Origin of the sequence: Arenibacter sp. S6351L (assembly GCF_023016025.1) — a bacterium.
GTDB lineage: Bacteria > Bacteroidota > Bacteroidia > Flavobacteriales > Flavobacteriaceae > Arenibacter > Arenibacter algicola_B.
This window is the reverse complement of record NZ_JALKBB010000003.1, coordinates 242,821-261,363: the sequence shown is the minus strand read 5'-3', so window position 1 is coordinate 261,363 and position 18,543 is coordinate 242,821. Positions and strand designations below refer to the sequence as shown.

The window sequence follows — 18,543 nt, the reverse complement described above, 5'->3', positions numbered from 1 at the left end:
ATGTGCTGGTTGCTGCCTTTTTTTTTGTCACTTTTAGTCATTGGTGAAAGTTTTCGTAAACCACTATTGTCTTTTCTGAAAAAGAATTTCTACAGTGGAATAAAACTTATATGGACAAAAATATGTTGGGACTTATAGTATTGCTTACAGGTATGTAACAAAGTCTTTAATTTATGTAACAAGTACCCCGAACAAGCTTTTTTACTGAGCTGAGCGATACGCCTCTGGCGTTGTATTGTAGTGTTTTTTAAAGCATTTGCTAAAATAGGAAGGCGAATTAAAACCTACCTCATAACCAATTTCTGAAATGTTTGTATCTGAAACCTTAAGAAGCGGCAATGCTAATTTTAGTCGTTCTTTGGTCATAAATTCTGTAGTGGATAAACCTGTTAAGGCCTTCAATTTTCTGTGCAGTTGCATGCGGCTCATAAAAAGCTTCTTGCTGAGTTGTTCGGCTGTAAAATCGCTTTCGGAAATAAATTCGTTTAATACGGCATAGAGCTTTTCTAAAAATTGCTGTTCTACGCTCGTCACCGCAAGGTCTTTTAATTTGAAATCTTTACTATAACGATTTTGTAATTGTGCCCGTATTTTTAAAAGGTTTTCAATTTGTGCCATCAACTTGCCCTTATTGAATGGTTTTGTCACATAGGCATCAGCTCCCACTTTTAGGCCTTCTATTTCATGTTCATTCTCACTTTTGGCGGTTAATAGAATTATTGGAACATGACTTGTTCTTTCGTCTTGTTTCAAGATGTTGCAAAGGTTGATCCCATCTTCTATAGGCATCATCACATCGCTAATAATTAAATCAGGAATGATTTCAAGGGCTTTTTCAATACCTTGCTTACCATTCACAGCTTCAATAATCTTATAGCTTTGTTGTAAGAAGGATTTTACATAACCTCTAATATCATCATCATCTTCCACCAATAATAGTATGGGCTTATTTTTTGATAGCTCTTTTTGGGGTGTTAAGGGTTGATCTTCCGTAATCCCATCCTCGCTATTTTCTGCTATTTGGGTAGTGCTTGCTGCTATTTCTGTCGATTTAAAATAAGAGCGCTCAATAGGCAAGGTCACCGTAAACTGAATTTCGTCCGCATTCAACATATGTGCTACGATGTTACCATGGGATAATATGGCGAGTTCTTTAACCAAAGCCAAGCCAATACCTGTACCATCATTATTTTTATCGGCTTGGTAGTATCTTTTAAATAACTTCTGAAGGTCTTCTTTTGAATAATGCACACCGTTATTGGCAACACTAATGACAATATGATCCTTTTGAATCATTGATTCAAAGCGCACAAAGCCTTGCTCGGGTACATATTTCATGGCGTTGGAAAGTAGGTTTAACACCAGCTTTTCAATAACATCTTTATCAAACCATACGTCATTGGTTTCTCCTATGTTGTAGGTGAAATCGATTTGTTTTTTTTGCGCCTTGAAGTTGAAGGTAGAAACGAGTTGTTTTAGTACCAATTCCAAGTTGTCCTGAGCTACAGAAAGTTTTAAATTACCCGTTTCCAATTTTGACAGGTCCAATATTTGATTTACCAAATTGAGTAATCTTCCGGCATTTCGCTTTACCAAGGTTAATTCTTCCTTGTCCTCTTTCTTTATATATGATTTTGAAAGTTGATTTTCAATAGGGTCCGATATAAGGGTTAAGGGTGTTCTGAATTCATGGGAAATGTTGGTAAATAATCGATTTTTAAATTCATCCAGTTTTTTTAATCGTTCAGCTTCCTTATGCTCAAACTCTAATTGTGATTTCATTTGCAATCGCCATGATAGGTACCGGAAAAAAGCGTAAACGCTAATTAAAACCAATAAGCTATAGATAACATAGGCCAGATGGGTGCTATACCAAGGTTTTAAAATGGTAAAACGGTAGGTTGTGGGTGTGTTATTCCACACACCATCATAATTGCTGGAAATGACTTGAAATTCGTAGTCGCTTGGAGGAAGGTTGGTATAATGCGCTACGTTGTTGTATCCAGAGGTAATCCAGTTGTCGTCGTTATTGACTAGGCGATATTTATATTGGTTTAGCTCCGGTTCTGAGAACTGTAGCGAAGAAAAAGTAAAGGACAGGGTATTTTGGTTATGTGAAAGCTCCAAGTCTTTTGTAATGGGAATTTCTTTATTGTAAACTTCCAGTTTGGTCAAGGCTGTTTTAGGGCGAACGGGGTTTGTTTTGACTTGTTCTGGATTAAACCAGTTGAGCCCATTTATTCCCCCAAAATACAGTATGCCATTTGTATCTTTATGATAGGCTCCTGCATTGAATTCGTAAGACTGCAACCCAAAGTAATTGCCGTAGTTTTTAATATCTGCAACGGTATCGTTTTTAATTTTAAGCTTGGTAATTCCTTTGTTGGAACTCAACCACAAATTTCTATCAGCGTCAGGCAAGATGCCATATATAATATCATTAGGTAGTCCCTCTTTTTTGGTATAGGTGGTTATGGTGCCCTCTTTTGTATCATATAATTTTAAGCCCTTACCGTTTGTACCGATCCAAAGTTTGGAATTATCATAGTGCAAAGAAAGTATTCTGTCGGTTATGCCGCTAACCGCCGAAAATTTGTTTTCTTTAATATCAAGCCGGTATAAGCCATCGAATTCCGTTCCTATCCAAAGGGTGTTTGCATCACCCTGCACAATAGTATTAATATCCTGCTCAATGGTACTGATATAATAATTAGAAGCTAAACCTGAGTTTTTAGAGGTAAATTGTTTTACAATACCTTGGTTTTTATCAAACTGTATCAGGCCTTGGTTGGTACAGAGCCACATATTCCCGGAAGCGTCCTTGAAAATTTCCAGAACGGCGAATGGTACCGTTTCTTCAAAAGAGGTCATTTTGCCATTGGCATCCATCATTTGAAGTCCATGGTTTAGATGCCCTATCCACAAACTTCCTTCGTCATAAAACAAACTCACTATCCTATCTCCCAAAAGATCGGAATTAGATGTTGTATAGGTGAAAACATCCTTATTACGCGGATTTATCCTGGTTAACCCTTTGCCCTCTGTGCCAACCCATATAGTGTTGTTGGCATCTGTTGTTATGGCTCTTATTACTTCTACATTGACGTTTTGTGGTACCTGGTCATCGGTCAACATATTAAACTTTGTCAAATACGCATCATAGTAGCACACACCATTTCCGTCAGTCCCCATCCAAATGGTTCCTGCATTATCTTCGTACAAAAAAAACATAGAGTTGGAACAGATGGCATATGGATCGTTCTTTTTGTAGGTGAAATTTTGAACGGTTTTTAAATTGAAATCCACTAAAAAAACACCATGTCTTTCAGTGGTAACCCATAACCAGTCCCGTTTATCTACCAACAGGTCCTTAATAATTAAATTTCCGGGCATAGGATAATTCTCAAAGCCAGTAAACGATTTAAAACCAGTACTATTTTGAGTTTTGATGTAAAGCCCTTTTTCATAACTCCCGAGATATACAGTACCGGTTTTAGACTTTGCGAATCGGCTAAATATAGTTTCAGAAGCGAGTTCTATAAACTCATACTCACCGTCTTTAATCTCAATGATACCGTCATCGGTGGTTGCAAGTATGGTCTTGTTATCGGTTTCCACAAAACTACAAACAGCAAAATGATGGTCTTTTGGTTTTAAAATTTGAAGAGTATCCTTGGTTTGATAATCAATTTTGAAAAGTCCTTTGCCATAAGTGCCAATGTAGTAGTTATGGTCAGTATCTTGGGCTATAGTGATTACCTGCTCAAACTTTGAAACTTCATGGAAGCTATCGGTTTCTGATTGGTAACGGTTTAATTTACCGGAGTTTCCTACAACCCATAATGTTCCTGATCTATCTACAAATAATTCCCCGGTTATGTACTTCACTTCCCGCTTTGCATCATCAGAGAGGACATCGTAATATGTAAACTCCCGACCATCGTATTTATTAAGTCCATCTTCAGTATTAAACCATATAAAGCCAATGGAATCTTGAGCAATACTTACCACGCTATTTTGTGAAAGCCCTTGCGAAACGGTAAGACTACGAAATGAAATTTGGGTTCTTTCTTGAGAAAGCACTAACACCGGTAACATACATGTTAATAGTATTTTATAGTAATTCATTCGACTAAAATTGTTATTTAAATTTACAATAATGTTTTGAAATACTATTTTAATACAGTGGTAATGGCCATGATCTGTTTACCAGAACCTTATCTAAGCCCAACATTTGGCCGTGACATATTCATAAGGCTTGCTGTGTGTCTTCGTTGGTATTCTGGTATACCTCCGGGCCCCTTCTACCCTACTACAACTGTTTAATGGCGACAATAATCTGTGTTCCCCAATACATAGATGGTTAATTTGAGCCCAAAGGTTTATTCACCATTAATCCCCAAATTCTGAACTGACCGGTTTATTTGGAGAATGTCTAACCAAATGTCTAGACCACAAATATCACCATTTACACAACATATAAAACGGCGTTCACATCATTTTTGAGGCATTGGAAGTCCATTTAAGTATTTTCATCATGATTTAACGCACGAGACACACATTATGAAATTAAGAAGCATTATTGTAGACGATTCGTCTATGCAGCGCATGGCCGTAGCCCAACTAGTAAACAAGCATCCGAACCTGGCATTGGTAGCCCAATACAGCAATGCCATTGAAGCCAATAACGGGATCAAAAATAATGATATCGACCTTATTTTTCTCGATGTGGAAATGCCCATCATTAACGGTTTTGATCTTTTGGAATCCTTGGAAAATCCACCACAAGTAATTTTGATTACGGGTAAACCCGATTATGCCCTTAAGGCGTTCGATTATGATGTAACGGATTACCTTTATAAGCCCATTTCCTCGGCCCGTTTTGAAGCTTCCATAAAAAGAGCTGTAACCAGACATGAGCAAAACCAAAACGTGAGCGCGGAAGAAGAGTATATCTTCGTAAAAAGCAACCTAAAAAAGCGCAAAGTTGTTTTAAATGACATAAAATGGGTAGAAGCTCTTGGCGACTATATTAAATTGGTGACGAATGAAGGCAATATCGTTATTCTTTCTACCATGAAATCTTTTGAAAAACAATTGCCAGAGGATAAATTCTTAAGGATACACAAATCCTATATCGTGAATCTGGAAAAAGTTGAAAAGTTCAATAGTAAAAATATTGAAGTGGATGGAAGACAAGTGCCTTTGAGCAGAAACAAAAAAAACGAATTGATGGAGGCGCTTTATAACGTTTAAAGATTTCTCCTAACGTTTGATGTCGGTAGCATACTTTAGCTATTGGTAGCGCCAGTGGTCTTGTTCATGAATTTTATTAAAGTGTCACATACGGAGTTGCAAATTCATAAAACACCCAACAGTATACTACTTTAGAGATGATATACTGTTGGGTGTTTTATATGTGGATGGCAATTAGCACTATTCATGAACTTTTTTTAATTTTTTATAAAACATTTCCTCCCTCAAATAACGACCAATGATTTCTACAATTTTTGCAAATAGGTAGTTTTCTGGGTTGGTATTTATGCCATATATAAGACCAGCCCTATTCCCTTGTCCCTTCTAGTCGTTCATATCGTCCCAAACCAAACCGGACTTCCCTTTTACTTTTACCCCCCTTACTTCGTTATCTCCCGAGGACTCGCAAATTTCAAAATTTAGCAACTTATATGTAAGGTATTTCTTATTCAGATTTGATGCTGCCAATGAAGACGTCCAAACTTTCAGTAGGACAGCTCTGTCTATGTTATCGAAAATTATTTTAAGTTCCTAATTATGGGCACCACAACAGGTGATGGAAAATTTATATAGGCATGGTAAGGTGTATACCAGATCCCGTTGGACGATGCCAAAACTATAGTTCTTCACAAGGCAGGAATAAAATATTTCGATATCTGGTTACTGATAACACCCCTTCATTTAACCTTTACTTCTTAAATCTTCATTTCACCTACATAATTTTGAATCTCACAACATTTATACGAATTGTCTTACAGGTATTTTGATATTCGCATAATTCTAAAATATCAATCTACCATTCAATGAATGCAATTACCAAAACCCCCACAAAGTTCAGTTTATTTAAAATTACATTATTAACACTATTGCTAAGTGGCACATTCTTCCTAAATGCCCAATCCCCTGGAGGAGTGTCATCTAACATTTCACTGTGGCTAAAAGCCGATACAGGAACTAATACCACGTTAGATGGCCAAGTAATTTCAACTTGGGGAGACCAGTCTGGCGGAGGCTATGATATGAACGAGGCTGTAACCGGTCAGGGTCCACAATTCCTCTCCAATGGAATAAACTTTAATCCTGCGGCAGATTTTGTAAACGTTAATAATGGGCATTTGGAGAATATGCAAAACATCAATCCAGATGTGCTAGATCCCAAGCAAATTTATATCGTTTATGATTTAGATGGTGAACCAGCCCACAATTTACTGGGTAACGATAATAATTTCTACGACACCCAAGTTGGGCCAACAGGGATATCCGGTGATGGAGTAGAAAATACCTCACATTCAGTGACTGCATCAACTGATGCGCCACATATTTTGGTCGCAGACTTGAATCACGGGGTTGCCAATGGTTCATTTTCCCGCGTAGATGGGACTCAATTTAGCAATTTTACGTATGCCAATGCCAATGATGGAGCAACTACAACAGCGTTGGGAAAGGGACATCTTACAAACACCTCCACTTTTCAAGGAAATATTACCGAGGTCATTATTTACGGCGGTGGCGCTTTACCTACAGGTACGGAACGTCAACAAATTGAATCCTATCTGGCATTAAAATACGGTATTACATTGGACCAGACTACCCCTACGGATTATTTGGCTTCTGATGCCACGGTAATTTGGGATGCATCCGGAAATACGGGATATACAAACAACATAATTGGTATCGGTAGAGACGATAATAGTGGCTTAAATCAAAAGGTGTCAAAATCCGTCAACCAAGATGCATTACTCACAATTGCCCTAGAGGCAGATTTTACTTCTGTGAATGGTGATTTAGGTCGTACTACGAACCACAGTAATGACAAACAATTTGCAATGGTAGCCCATAATGGGGCTGCCATAACTGCACAAAACACAGAAATAGATGCCGCTTCAGGTTTTAACCTACGTTTGGCACGGGAATGGAAAATAGATGCCACTAACTTTGCGCAAAGCGTTAGTGTTAAGTTTGATGGGTATGATGAATCTTGGTCGGTGATTGCCACTACGGACGGAGATTTCAGTTCAAATGTGGAAATTGTAGGATCTTTAAATGCCGACGGTGAATTAACGACTCCTAATCCCCCGGCGAAGGGTACGGTATTTACCTTGGCAAAGTTTCAAGAAGCACCAGGAGGAGTTTTTGCAGATTTGAATCTTTGGTTAAGGGCGGACCAAGGCCTCGTGGGAAGTTCCAATGCGAGCGAATGGACAGACCATTCGCCCAACGACAACAATGCGGTGCAGGCTGCAGGGAGCAAACAACCTATGATTTCAGAAAACGCTACCAACTTCAATACTAGTATCGATTTTGACGGTACTGATGATATTATGAATTTCGATAATGACCTTGGCCTTAATGGGGATAATGCTTTTACCATATTTGGTATCATGCAGATGCCCACAGTACCGGCAAAATCTGCGATTATTGCCACAGATGGTTGTGGCGATGGTTTTGCCTGGTACCAAGAAAATGCTGGTGGAGACCCAGGGAAAATAGCGGTTACTCAATGCGGTACTGCTGGGAGCTTGGGTAATTTGGCAATCGCCGGAGAGACCACCATGCGCATGGTTTCGCGCGCAAATGCAGGATCTCATGTATTTCTTAAGGAGGGTGGAAGCCAAGTAAATGGGGATGCATATACGTTTACATCTGCTAACATGGTACTCGGGGAGACCAATGGCCTATTTTCGGATATCCGCCTTTCGGAATTAGTGGTATTTAATCGGGAGTTGTCCGTGAATGAATCGTATCAAGTACACTCGTACTTGGCCCTAAAATATGGTATCACATTAGACCAGGCAATAGCTACGGATTATGTGGCCTCAGATGGTACTGCAATTTGGAGCGCCACGAACAATGTGGGCTACACTTCTGATATTTTTGGTATTGGTCGTGATGATGCATCAGGTTTAAATCAAAAAATATCAAGGTCTGCGAATGATGCAGCGGGTCCAATATTAGCTACAATTCAAGATTTTACAGCTGCCAATAGTGATGGTAGTCGTAACAGTTTGGGCGATGGTAATTTTATAATTATGGCCCATAATGATGCAACATTAAATTCGTTTGCTTCCAATTTTGACGATGGTTCCAATAATAGAACGGATCGCGTTTGGAAAATACAGGAAACAGGTGTTGTAGGTACTATCTATGTAGCTATTCCAAAGGCAGCTATTAGTTTTCCTTCAGGAATTCCAGCCTTAATCCTTTCTTCCGACGAAACATTTACCAAAGAAGATACGGTTATCAATCTAAATGATGATGGAACTAACTATTGGGTCGCTATGGATGCCACTGATGCACAGTATATGACCTATGCCAGTGTTGATGCTGGCTTTACCTTGAACAAGACCACGTTGACGATCGATGAAGATGGAGGTACGGGAACTTTTACCGTGGTATTGGATGCAGAACCTACAAGCGATGTGGTCTTGGACATTACCAGTGATGATACTGATGAGGCTACAGTAGATAAGGCTTCCTTGACTTTCACCACCGAAAATTGGAACACGCCACAGACAGTGACTGTAACAGGTGTAAATGACGATATCGATGGTGATGACACTACCAGCATTACCATTTCTGTGGATGATGATAGTTCTGACAATGTCTTTGACGCATTGGACGATCAGACTGTGGATATAACGGCAACCAATGACGATACCTCAGGGTACAATCTAAGTGAAACGACATTGACCGTTGCGGAGAATGCTGGAACAGGGACCTTTACCATAGTCCTTGGAAGTGAGCCAGTAAGTGAAGTCGTATTCGATATTTCAAGTGATGCTATCGCCGAGGCTACAGTCTCATCATCACAACTGACCTTTACTTCTGCAAACTGGAATGTTCCACAAACCATTACAATAACTGGAGTTGATGATACCGATAATGGAAATGATTCCGCTACGATTACCATCGCTGTAAACGATGCTGGTTCAGATGACACTTATGATTCCCTAGATAATCAAACAGTAGCCGTAATCTTAACTGACGAAGGAGATAATCTTCCGGTATTTACAAGTCCGTCAAATGCTTATGATGTTTCTTCAGCAACGTATTTAACAAGTGAAAGCTATGATTTTGGTGCTAAAGAAACCAATGGCTATGGAATTGCCTTTAATAATGATGGTAGCAAGATGTATGTGGTTGGTAGAAATAGTGATACGGTTCATGAATATGTCCTATCCACGCCTTATAACCCATCTACCGCTGTATTCTCTACTGAATTTTATGTTGGTAACGAAGAAGCCAATCCAGCCGAAGTAGTTTTCAACCAAAGTGGTACAAAAATGTTTGTTACAGGAGCTAGTAGTGACCTTGTAGTAGAATATGATTTAGCTAGCGCATTTGATGTTTCAACTTCTTCGCATACAAGTGGTGCAGATTTTAATCTTTTGCCAACAGTCGGTTTTTCCAAAGCCATTAGTTTTAATGACGTTGGAACCAAAATGTTCGTATTGGATTTAGCCACTAAAAGTGTTTTTGATTATAATTTGAGTATTGCCTATGATGTTTCTACCTCTGTTTATGCAAATAAGTCTTTCAATATTGGCGGAGAGCATTCTAATCCTCAAGGAATGAGCTTTAATGCCGACGGAACTAAAATGTACATTATCGGCAACGGAGATAGTTCACTGGGAAATGCTGATGATGCGATAGTAGAATATGAGTTGAGTGCAGCCTTCGATATTGATACTGCTGTATATACCGGTGATGACCAGGAATTAAAGGTTGGGTCGCAAGATGGGCAACCAATGGATATTGTTTTCGATAGTACTGGGAATTTTGTGTTTGTTTTAGGTTATAACGGGAATAAGGTACACAAGTATGCCATTCAAAATTCTGTTCAGTTTGAAGAAAATAGCACAGCAATAGTAACTGATATTAATGCCAGCGACGGCGATGGTGGATCCAGTGATTCTGGTATTACCTATAGCCTTCCAAAACTTGGTGATAATGATTACTTCGACCTTGATACAGCAACAGGTGAACTTACCTTTGCAACTGCCCCGGATTATGAAGATCCTCAAGATACAGATGCCGATAACATATATGTGGTTACTGTAATTGCTACTGATAATAATGGTGATGCTGAAATTAATATAGACATTGAAGTAACAGATGTTGATGAAATAGACCCTAGTCTAGTACTTACCGGTGATGCAACCAGGTCTACCGGTGAAACCAATTGTGTATATACCGTAGATGGCACTGAATTTGACCCTAGCACCGCCACCGATAACAGTGGTAGCTTGGCTTCGTTAACGTATTCCCTTCAGGCATTAGCTCCAAACCCTAATTTGGTTTCGGAAGATTTTAACTCGGGTAGCTGGGACGCCAACAATTTTGAACTAGGTACCAATACAGGTTCTGTGGTTGACGGAGCTTATAAAAGTGATACCAGTAGTCGGGGTACCCTTAGGACTGTAGTAGAATTTACCCCTACCCTAGCGAATCCTTTACATGTTTCGGCTACGCTGAGTTTTACCAGTGGTAGTGGTGAGGCCATAGCTTTTATAGGAACAAGGAGTACCGGTGAACAGCCCTCAGGACAGTTCAATGCAGAGCCACAAGGTTTAAATCTACGTATCCATAATTTTAATGATGGACAAACAGGTACCTCAACTGGGTACGATTTGCAACCCCGACCAGGGAATGCCTTTTACACTGATCCAGTTCGATTTGAAATTATAGATGATGGTGCTACTATGAACGTAACAATGACCAATTTGGTTACAGATGTTTCGTATTCATTCAATTTCAATTCTACGGATACTACAGGATCTAATAGAGTAGTTTTCTCAGGTGGTAATGCAGCCTCATGGGATGATATCCTAATAAGTTTTGGAGCTCATGAATATGTTCAAGAGTACCAAACGGGAAGTAATTCCTTAGCCGGTTCAACGCTGGGTCTAGGCGAGAATACAATTGTTTGGACAGCCACCGATGCAGAAGGAAATGAAGTAAGCGATTCGCAAATTATTACCGTGGAAGATACCTTTGACCCTGTTGCTGTGACCCAAAATATTACTGTTACCCTAGATCACAATGGCGAGGCAACTATCACCCCTGCAGAAATCAATAATAACTCAACCGATAACTGCGGTATTGATACAATGACCCTTGACAAGCAAAATTTCACTGCTAGTGATACAGGCGAAAATACAGTAACACTAACCGTTACAGATAGCAATGGTAATTCTAATTCAGAAACCGCTGTTGTAACCGTAATAAATAAAGATGTAAACAATGACGGTTTACATGATGATGCTTTTGTAACCATTTGGAAAACCGATAATGATGGGGCTTCTAATAGCACTTCAATAACTATACCTACTAAAGGTACCGGATATAACTATGATGTAGATTGGAATGGAGACGGTATTTTTGACGAGTTTAATCTTACTGGCACTGTTACCCATGATTATGGTTCTGCAGGAACCTACGTTGTACAGATTAAAGGTGATTTCCCAACAATCTATTTTAATAATAGCCACGATAACGACAAGGAAAAAATAGTAGGTATACGTCAATGGGGCGCCATTGAATGGGAATCTATGAAAAAGGCATTCTCAGGATGTGCAAATCTAATGGGCTATGCAATAGATGTACCTAATCTATCTGCCGTAACAGATTTGAGTTATATGTTTGAGAGAGCCACTTTATTCAATCAGGATATTGGTTCTTGGAATGTGGATAATGTAAACAACATGGTAGGAGTTTTTTATCAAGCTACTTCCTTTAACCAAGATATTAGTTCATGGAATGTAGACAATGTAATGCTAATGGCAGGTATGTTTGCCAATGCTACTGCATTCAATCAAAATATTGGCTCTTGGAATGTAGCCAATGTTATTACTATGGAGGCAATGTTTACGGGAGCTTCAGCTTTTGATAGCGATCTAAATACATGGTCTGTTGGCAATGTGACCAATATGGAATTTATGTTCGAGGGTGCCACTGCCTTTGATGGTGATATAAGCGCTTGGAATGTAGGTAATGTAACCTTAATGAGCGATATGTTTGCCGGCGCAACTGCTTTCAACAGCGACTTAAGTGCTTGGAATGTTGGCAATGTAACCCATATGTCCGGGATGTTTAGATCAGCCACCTCTTTTGACCAAGATTTAGGGTCTTGGGATATCAGTAGTATGACGCGGATGGATGATATGTTTACCGATGCAGGTTTATCTATTGATAACTATGACAAACTATTGAATGGTTGGAGCACCTTAGATTCAGGTGAAACTCAGATTCCAACTACTATTGTTTTTGATGCAGGATCTAGTCAATATTGTGCCGGTGAGTCGGCCAAAAGTAGTTTGGTAACAGACTATGGTTGGACCATTACCGACAGTGGTAAATATTGTGATACTGATTTGGATGGAATATTGGACGATGTGGATAACTGTCCATTAATCGCCAATACTGATCAAGCCGATAATGATACGGATGGAGAAGGAGATGTTTGTGATACTGATGATGACAATGACGGGACTCCCGATACGGAAGATGCCTTCCCATTGGATGAGGATGAGGATACCGATACCGATGGTGACGGAACCGGAAACAATGCGGATACCGATGACGATGGTGACGGAACGCTGGATACAGAGGACGCTTTCCCATTGGATGAAAATGAGGATACCGACACCGATGGTGATGGAACTGGTAATAATGCCGATACCGATGATGACAATGACGGAACTCCTGATACGGAAGATGCCTTTCCATTGAATGAGGACGAAGATACCGACACCGATGGTGACGGAACTGGCAATAATGAGGATACCGATGATGATAATGACGGAACGCCAGATACGGAAGATGCCTTTCCATTGGATGAGACTGAGGATACGGATACCGATGGTGATGGTACGGGGAACAATGCGGACACCGATGATGACAATGACGGAACTCCTGATGCGGAAGATGCCTTTCCATTGGATGAAAGCGAGGATACCGATACCGATGGTGATGGTACAGGTAATAATGCGGACACCGATGATGATAATGACGGAACTCCTGATACGGAAGATGCCTTCCCATTGGATGAAAACGAGGATACCGATACCGATGGTGACGGAACAGGCGATAATGCCGATACGGATGACGATGGTGATGGTATTCCGGATACTGAAGAAACTAACAGTGACCAATTGGATACAGATGGCGATGGCACTCCTGATGTGGACGACTTGGACGATGATAATGATGGAACGCCAGATGTAAACGACGCTTTCCCATTGGATGAGGCTGAGGATACCGATACCGATGGTGATGGTACGGGAGATAATGCTGACAGTGATGATGATGGTGATGGACTAATGGACGATGAGGATGTTGATGTAAATGGGGATGGAATTCCGGATAACGGAATAGATACCGATGGCGATGGTATCAACGATGCCAATGATAATGACCGCGATAATGATGGAGTTCCTAATGATGAGGACGCATTCCCTACCGATCCTACCGAAAGCATTGATGCGGATGGAGACGGAATAGGCGCCAATGAAGATTTAAACGATAGGGATTCCAATATTGGAAGGGAGCGGCCAATTGAGGCTGCCCAGGCCTTCACGCCAAATGGAGACAATATTAATGATACTTGGATCGTAAAAGATATTAACAACTATCCAAATTCAATAGTTACTGTTTATAACCGCTATGGGCATGAAGTGTTCAAGGCAATAGGATATAAAAACGATTGGGATGGAAGGTCAAAATCCCGTTCAGAAAAATTACCTCCAGGGTCCTATTACTTTACCATAGACCTTAAAAACGGAAAGGCTCCAAAAGATGGATGGTTATTCATTAACTATTAATTAAATATGAATTTTTTAAAAAACAAAATGAAACTGAGATTTAACAAAATATATACCTTTCTGGCCCTCTTTTTTGTTCTAGGAAATATGACCGCACAACAGGATCCAAATTATACCTTTTATAGGTATACTATGAACATAGTGAATCCGGCCTTTGCCGGTGCCGAGCACAGAACGGAATTTATGGCAAATGTGAGAAGCCAATGGGCAGGAGTCGAAGGTGCACCAGAGACACAAAGTTTTATAGCTAGTACCCATTTGGGGAAGAAAGTAGGATTAGGGGCCAGTGTTGTCAACGACAAGACCTTTATTGAGACCCAGACTTCTATTGCCGTGGATTTCTCGTATTTGGTAAGATGGAACGATTACACCAATATTTACTTAGGAATAAAGGCATCCGGGAATTCTTATAATGCCAATACAGATGGACTTACGACCTTCGGTATTGGTTCGGACCCTTCATTGATGGATATAGACGGAGGAATTACCCCCAATGTGGGTGCGGGTATTTATGTAAAGAGTAGAAAACTTTCGCTAGCCTTTTCCGCCCCCAAAATCCTAAAACCAAAACGATTGGAGGAAGATGAAGGTACGGCCAAATTGGGAAGGAACAAAATGCATATGTACCTTATGGGGGCCTATGATTTTGAAATTGCTAGAAATCTGCTTTTTAAGCCTTCCACGATGATCCGCCATATAGAAAGTGCTCCACTATCTGTTGATTTAACCTTGGCGCTTAAATTTAACAATATCTTTGAGTTCGGTCCGTCCTATAGGTTGGATGAGGGTTTTGCCGGCTTTGTTCTTTTTAGCCCAACAGATAGTCTCCATATCGGGTATGCCTATGAAGCCGCATTAAATTCATCCTTGAACAATACCAATAATGGTACACATGAAATTCTATTAAAAGTGAGTCTTTAGTGTGTGAAATAGTTGAAAAGATCAGACTTTAATTAAAAACAAAGGCCGTCCCAAGTTATTTTAGGACGGCCTTTTTTTTTATGTCGTCATTCTTTATTTGGAGTACAAAATTGAGTGGCTTTTAATGTCCATATTTTCTCCCTTTGGCAAAACACAACTTCTTTGCCTCTACCCCACATATGCTTCTCTAAGTTGTATTACTGAGATATTCAGCGAATAATGAACTTTGTCTTTTTCTGTCTAATCGAAATTGTTTGTGGCCTTCGCTGCTATAATTTGAGGATCTGGCAGATTGAAATTCCCCAAACGCGGTTCCTTGGCTTAGGCATTCTTAATCTCTTTCAAATTAAAAAGGTCATATAGTGACGATTATATTTAGTGCTTAAAGATACTTTCCAAAAAATGTTGTTTTAGCCAGAAAGAACTCAATACCACTTTTGATATAATCATTGATTTTTTAGGTGCATTTCATGACCAATTCAACAAGTTCTGAATCCTGATTATTCTGTTGGAGTATCCATAAGTGCTAAAGTCAAAAAACGCTTACATTAACAACATGTATTAGTACTAAAATTTCAATAATACACTAGAATAGTGCATGTAAGCACAAAAAGTATTATAAATTGAATTAATATTGGTTGTGCACATGCAATAATTGATGAAATTTTGTAGTGTAATAATTTTTTTTTGCAATCTACGAAAACGATTGCGTAAAATCACTAACCAGCCTAGTGCTATGAAAAACAAAAAAGAGTACATCCAAAAATTAAGTGAAGTTGGAATGGACGATTTACCAAGAGTTGGGGGCAAGAACGCTTCCCTAGGTGAAATGATCCAAAACCTTACTGCCCAAAACATTAAAGTTCCTAATGGTTTTGCCGTTACGGTAGATGCGTATGATGCATTTATTGACGAGAACAATCTAAAGGAAAAGATTAGTGCTGCCTTGGAGGGATTGGACACGACCGACATTATTCAACTGCGTAAAACAGGTTCCAATATTCGGAAATTGATTTCCAACGGAAAATTTCCCGTATCCGTGGAAAAGGCAATACTGGAATTCTATTATGTCCTATCAGAAGAATATAGTCAGGACGCCACAGATGTTGCGGTACGTTCTTCCGCAACGGCCGAGGATCTGCCGGACGCTTCCTTTGCAGGACAGCAATCCACTTATTTGAATATTCGCGGAGGGGAAATGTTGTTGACGGCCATTAGAAGCTGTTTTGCCTCCTTATACACGGATAGGGCCATTTCTTATCGCTCTTCCAGGAATTTTGATCATTTTACCATTAAACTATCGGTTTGTGTGCAAAAAATGGTTCGTTCCGATCTGGGTTCTTCCGGAGTTGCGTTTTCATTGGATACGGAAAGTGGCTTTAAAGATGTGGTACTGATCAACGGCGCATATGGGTTGGGCGAACTCGTTGTGGGCGGGGAGATTTCTCCGGATGAGTTTATAGTGTTCAAACCTACATTGGAACAAGGGTTTAATGCCATTATCGATAAAAAATTAGGCAAGAAAACACATAAAATGGTGTATGGGAACAAACCGTTTGAAACGGTAAAACAGGTTCCCGTAGATCAAAAGATCCAAGATTCCTTTTGTTTAAAGGATCCACAAATAATACAACTTGCCCAATGGGTACAAAAAATTGAAAATTATTACAGTTCTGTAAGAGGCTCCTGGTGCCCAATGGATATAGAATGGGCCATTGATGGACTTTCCAATGAATTGTATATTGTTCAGGCCCGTCCAGAGACCATCCATTCCCAGGAACAGACAGAGAGTATAAAGGAATATGAAATTGAAGACGAGGATCAACTGGCGGAAAAACTTCTTCTGGAAGGGGTTGCCGTGGGAGATAAGATAGGAAATGGCAAGGTATACAGAATTTTTACCTTGGATGGAAGGGATGGCAGTGCCGATGAAATAGATTTTAAGGAGGGCGATGTGCTGGTTACCGAAATGACCGATCCGGATTGGGAGCCACTAATGAAAAAGGCCTCGGCCATTATTACCGAAAAAGGAGGTAGAACCTGCCATGCCGCTATTGTGGCGCGCGAAATTGGTGTCCCTGCCATAGTGGGTGCAGCCAATGCCACTACCCTACTTGAAAATGGACAGGACATTACCGTGTCCTGTGCAGAAGGTAATGTAGGAAAGGTGTACCAAGGGAAAATAAAATACAAGCTCCACGAAACGGCATATACAGAATTTCCAAAGACCAAGACCCCGGTCCTGATGAATATTGGTTCGCCGGAACTGGCCTTTCAGTATAGGAAAATTCCAAATGCCGGAGTTGGATTGGCCAGGGAAGAATTTATCATAAACAATTATATAAAGGTGCACCCCTTAGCTTTGTTGAAGCACAAGACCTTGAACGATCCGGCCCTTTCCGCGTCCATAGCTGAATTGATCAAAGGATATGAATCCGAGGAAGCCTTTTTCATCAATAAATTGGCACAGGGCATCGGCAAGATCGGGGCTGCGTTTTATCCTAATAGAGTGATTACCAGATTATCCGATTTCAAGACCAATGAGTATTTCAACCTATTGGGGGGTAGTTATTTTGAACCCCGGGAAGAAAACCCAATGATCGGTTGGAGGGGAGCTTCACGCTATTATTCCGAGACTTTTAGGGAGGCTTTTGTACTGGAATGTAAAGCCCTAAAAAAAGTAAGGGATGAATTTGGTCTGGAAAACATAACCATAATGATTCCATTTTGTAGGACTCCCCAAGAATTGGTCAAAGTATTGAAGATTATGGAGGAAAACGGACTTAAGAGAGGTGAAAGGGGTCTTGAAATTTATTTGATGGCAGAATTGCCTTCCAATGTAATTTTGGCCGATGAGTTTGCGCCAATGATAGATGGTTTTTCCATCGGATCCAATGATCTTACCCAATTGGTTCTTGGCTTGGATAGGGATTCCAGCTTGGTGGCCCATTTGTACGACGAGCGCAATTGCGCTGTAAAAAGTATGATCAAAACCTTGATATCCTCGGCCAAAAAACACAAAACCAAAGTGGGAATTTGTGGTCAGGGACCATCGGATTTTCCAGATTTCTCGAAATTCCTGATAGAGGAAGGTATAGATACCATTTCAGTTACCCCCGATTCCATGTTAAAAACATTAAAAGTAATTCAAGAAATAGAAAACTAGATTATGAGCAATACTATAGAGGATATCCTTTTTGATGCCCACAAACACAACAAAAGAGAAGAATTATTGGCCTTTTTGGAAAAGATTCGTCTGAAGAATCCGGATAAGGAATTAACAGATCTGTACCAGATGGCCTATGAGAAAATAATTAAGTCCTAACATTGATATATAGTAATTAGCGGATAGGTCTCCGGACCTTCCGCTAATACTATTTTATGAAAATTTGTTAGGTAGTAAACAGCCGATATAGATGCTATTCCAAGGCTTCTAAACCGAACAATATAATATGCTAAATTAGGATCATTGCTTTATAGGTACGACATTAATTATCGTCGGTATCACAGAACGCAATGGTTATGACATGGCTCCCAAGCATGG

Annotated in this window: 6 protein-coding genes; 5 read left to right on the top strand and 1 reads right to left on the bottom strand. The window is 39.9% G+C overall.

All coding sequences use genetic code 11. The annotated features are described in order from the left end of the window. Nucleotides 1-201: 201 nt before the first annotated feature. Nucleotides 202-4,098 carry a response regulator gene (locus MWU82_RS04345; protein ID WP_247095358.1) on the bottom strand — a complete coding sequence of 1,299 codons (3,897 nt, stop codon included), beginning with the start codon at nt 4,096-4,098 and terminating at the stop codon, nt 202-204. 465 nt (nt 4,099-4,563) lie between these two features. Between MWU82_RS04345 and MWU82_RS04340 the strand changes: the two genes are divergently transcribed. From MWU82_RS04340 to MWU82_RS04320, 5 genes are all read left to right on the top strand, one after another. Beyond that, nucleotides 4,564-5,256, top strand: coding sequence for a LytTR family DNA-binding domain-containing protein (locus MWU82_RS04340; RefSeq protein WP_215949853.1), 693 nt, complete (start codon nt 4,564-4,566; stop codon nt 5,254-5,256). Nucleotides 5,257-6,059: 803 nt separating this feature from the next. Beyond that, nucleotides 6,060-14,078, top strand: a complete 8,019-nt coding sequence (locus MWU82_RS04335) for a BspA family leucine-rich repeat surface protein (protein ID WP_247095356.1) — start codon at nt 6,060-6,062, stop codon at nt 14,076-14,078. Between the two features lie 27 nt (nt 14,079-14,105). Continuing rightward, nucleotides 14,106-14,999: a type IX secretion system membrane protein PorP/SprF gene (locus tag MWU82_RS04330; protein ID WP_247095354.1), complete on the top strand. Its 894-nt coding sequence runs from the start codon at nt 14,106-14,108 to the stop codon at nt 14,997-14,999. Between the two features lie 736 nt (nt 15,000-15,735). Next, a complete protein-coding gene (gene ppsA / locus MWU82_RS04325) occupies nt 15,736-18,165 on the top strand; it encodes a phosphoenolpyruvate synthase (RefSeq protein ID WP_247095351.1) in 2,430 nt (809 codons plus the stop codon). Between the two features lie 3 nt (nt 18,166-18,168). Beyond that, nucleotides 18,169-18,324, top strand: coding sequence for a hypothetical protein (locus MWU82_RS04320; RefSeq protein ID WP_215949858.1), 156 nt, complete (start codon nt 18,169-18,171; stop codon nt 18,322-18,324). Nucleotides 18,325-18,543: the final 219 nt, after the last annotated feature.

Excerpts from the sequence above, each read along its gene's own strand:
- MWU82_RS04345 (WP_247095358.1), bottom strand. The coding sequence starts at position 4,098 with ATGTTACCGGTGTTAGTGCTTTCTCAAGAAAGAACCCAAATTTCATTT.
- MWU82_RS04340 (WP_215949853.1), top strand. The coding sequence starts at position 4,564 with ATGAAATTAAGAAGCATTATTGTAGACGATTCGTCTATGCAGCGCATG.
- MWU82_RS04335 (WP_247095356.1), top strand. The coding sequence starts at position 6,060 with ATGAATGCAATTACCAAAACCCCCACAAAGTTCAGTTTATTTAAAATT.
- MWU82_RS04330 (WP_247095354.1), top strand. The coding sequence starts at position 14,106 with ATGAAACTGAGATTTAACAAAATATATACCTTTCTGGCCCTCTTTTTT.
- ppsA (WP_247095351.1), top strand. The coding sequence starts at position 15,736 with ATGAAAAACAAAAAAGAGTACATCCAAAAATTAAGTGAAGTTGGAATG.
- MWU82_RS04320 (WP_215949858.1), top strand. The coding sequence starts at position 18,169 with ATGAGCAATACTATAGAGGATATCCTTTTTGATGCCCACAAACACAAC.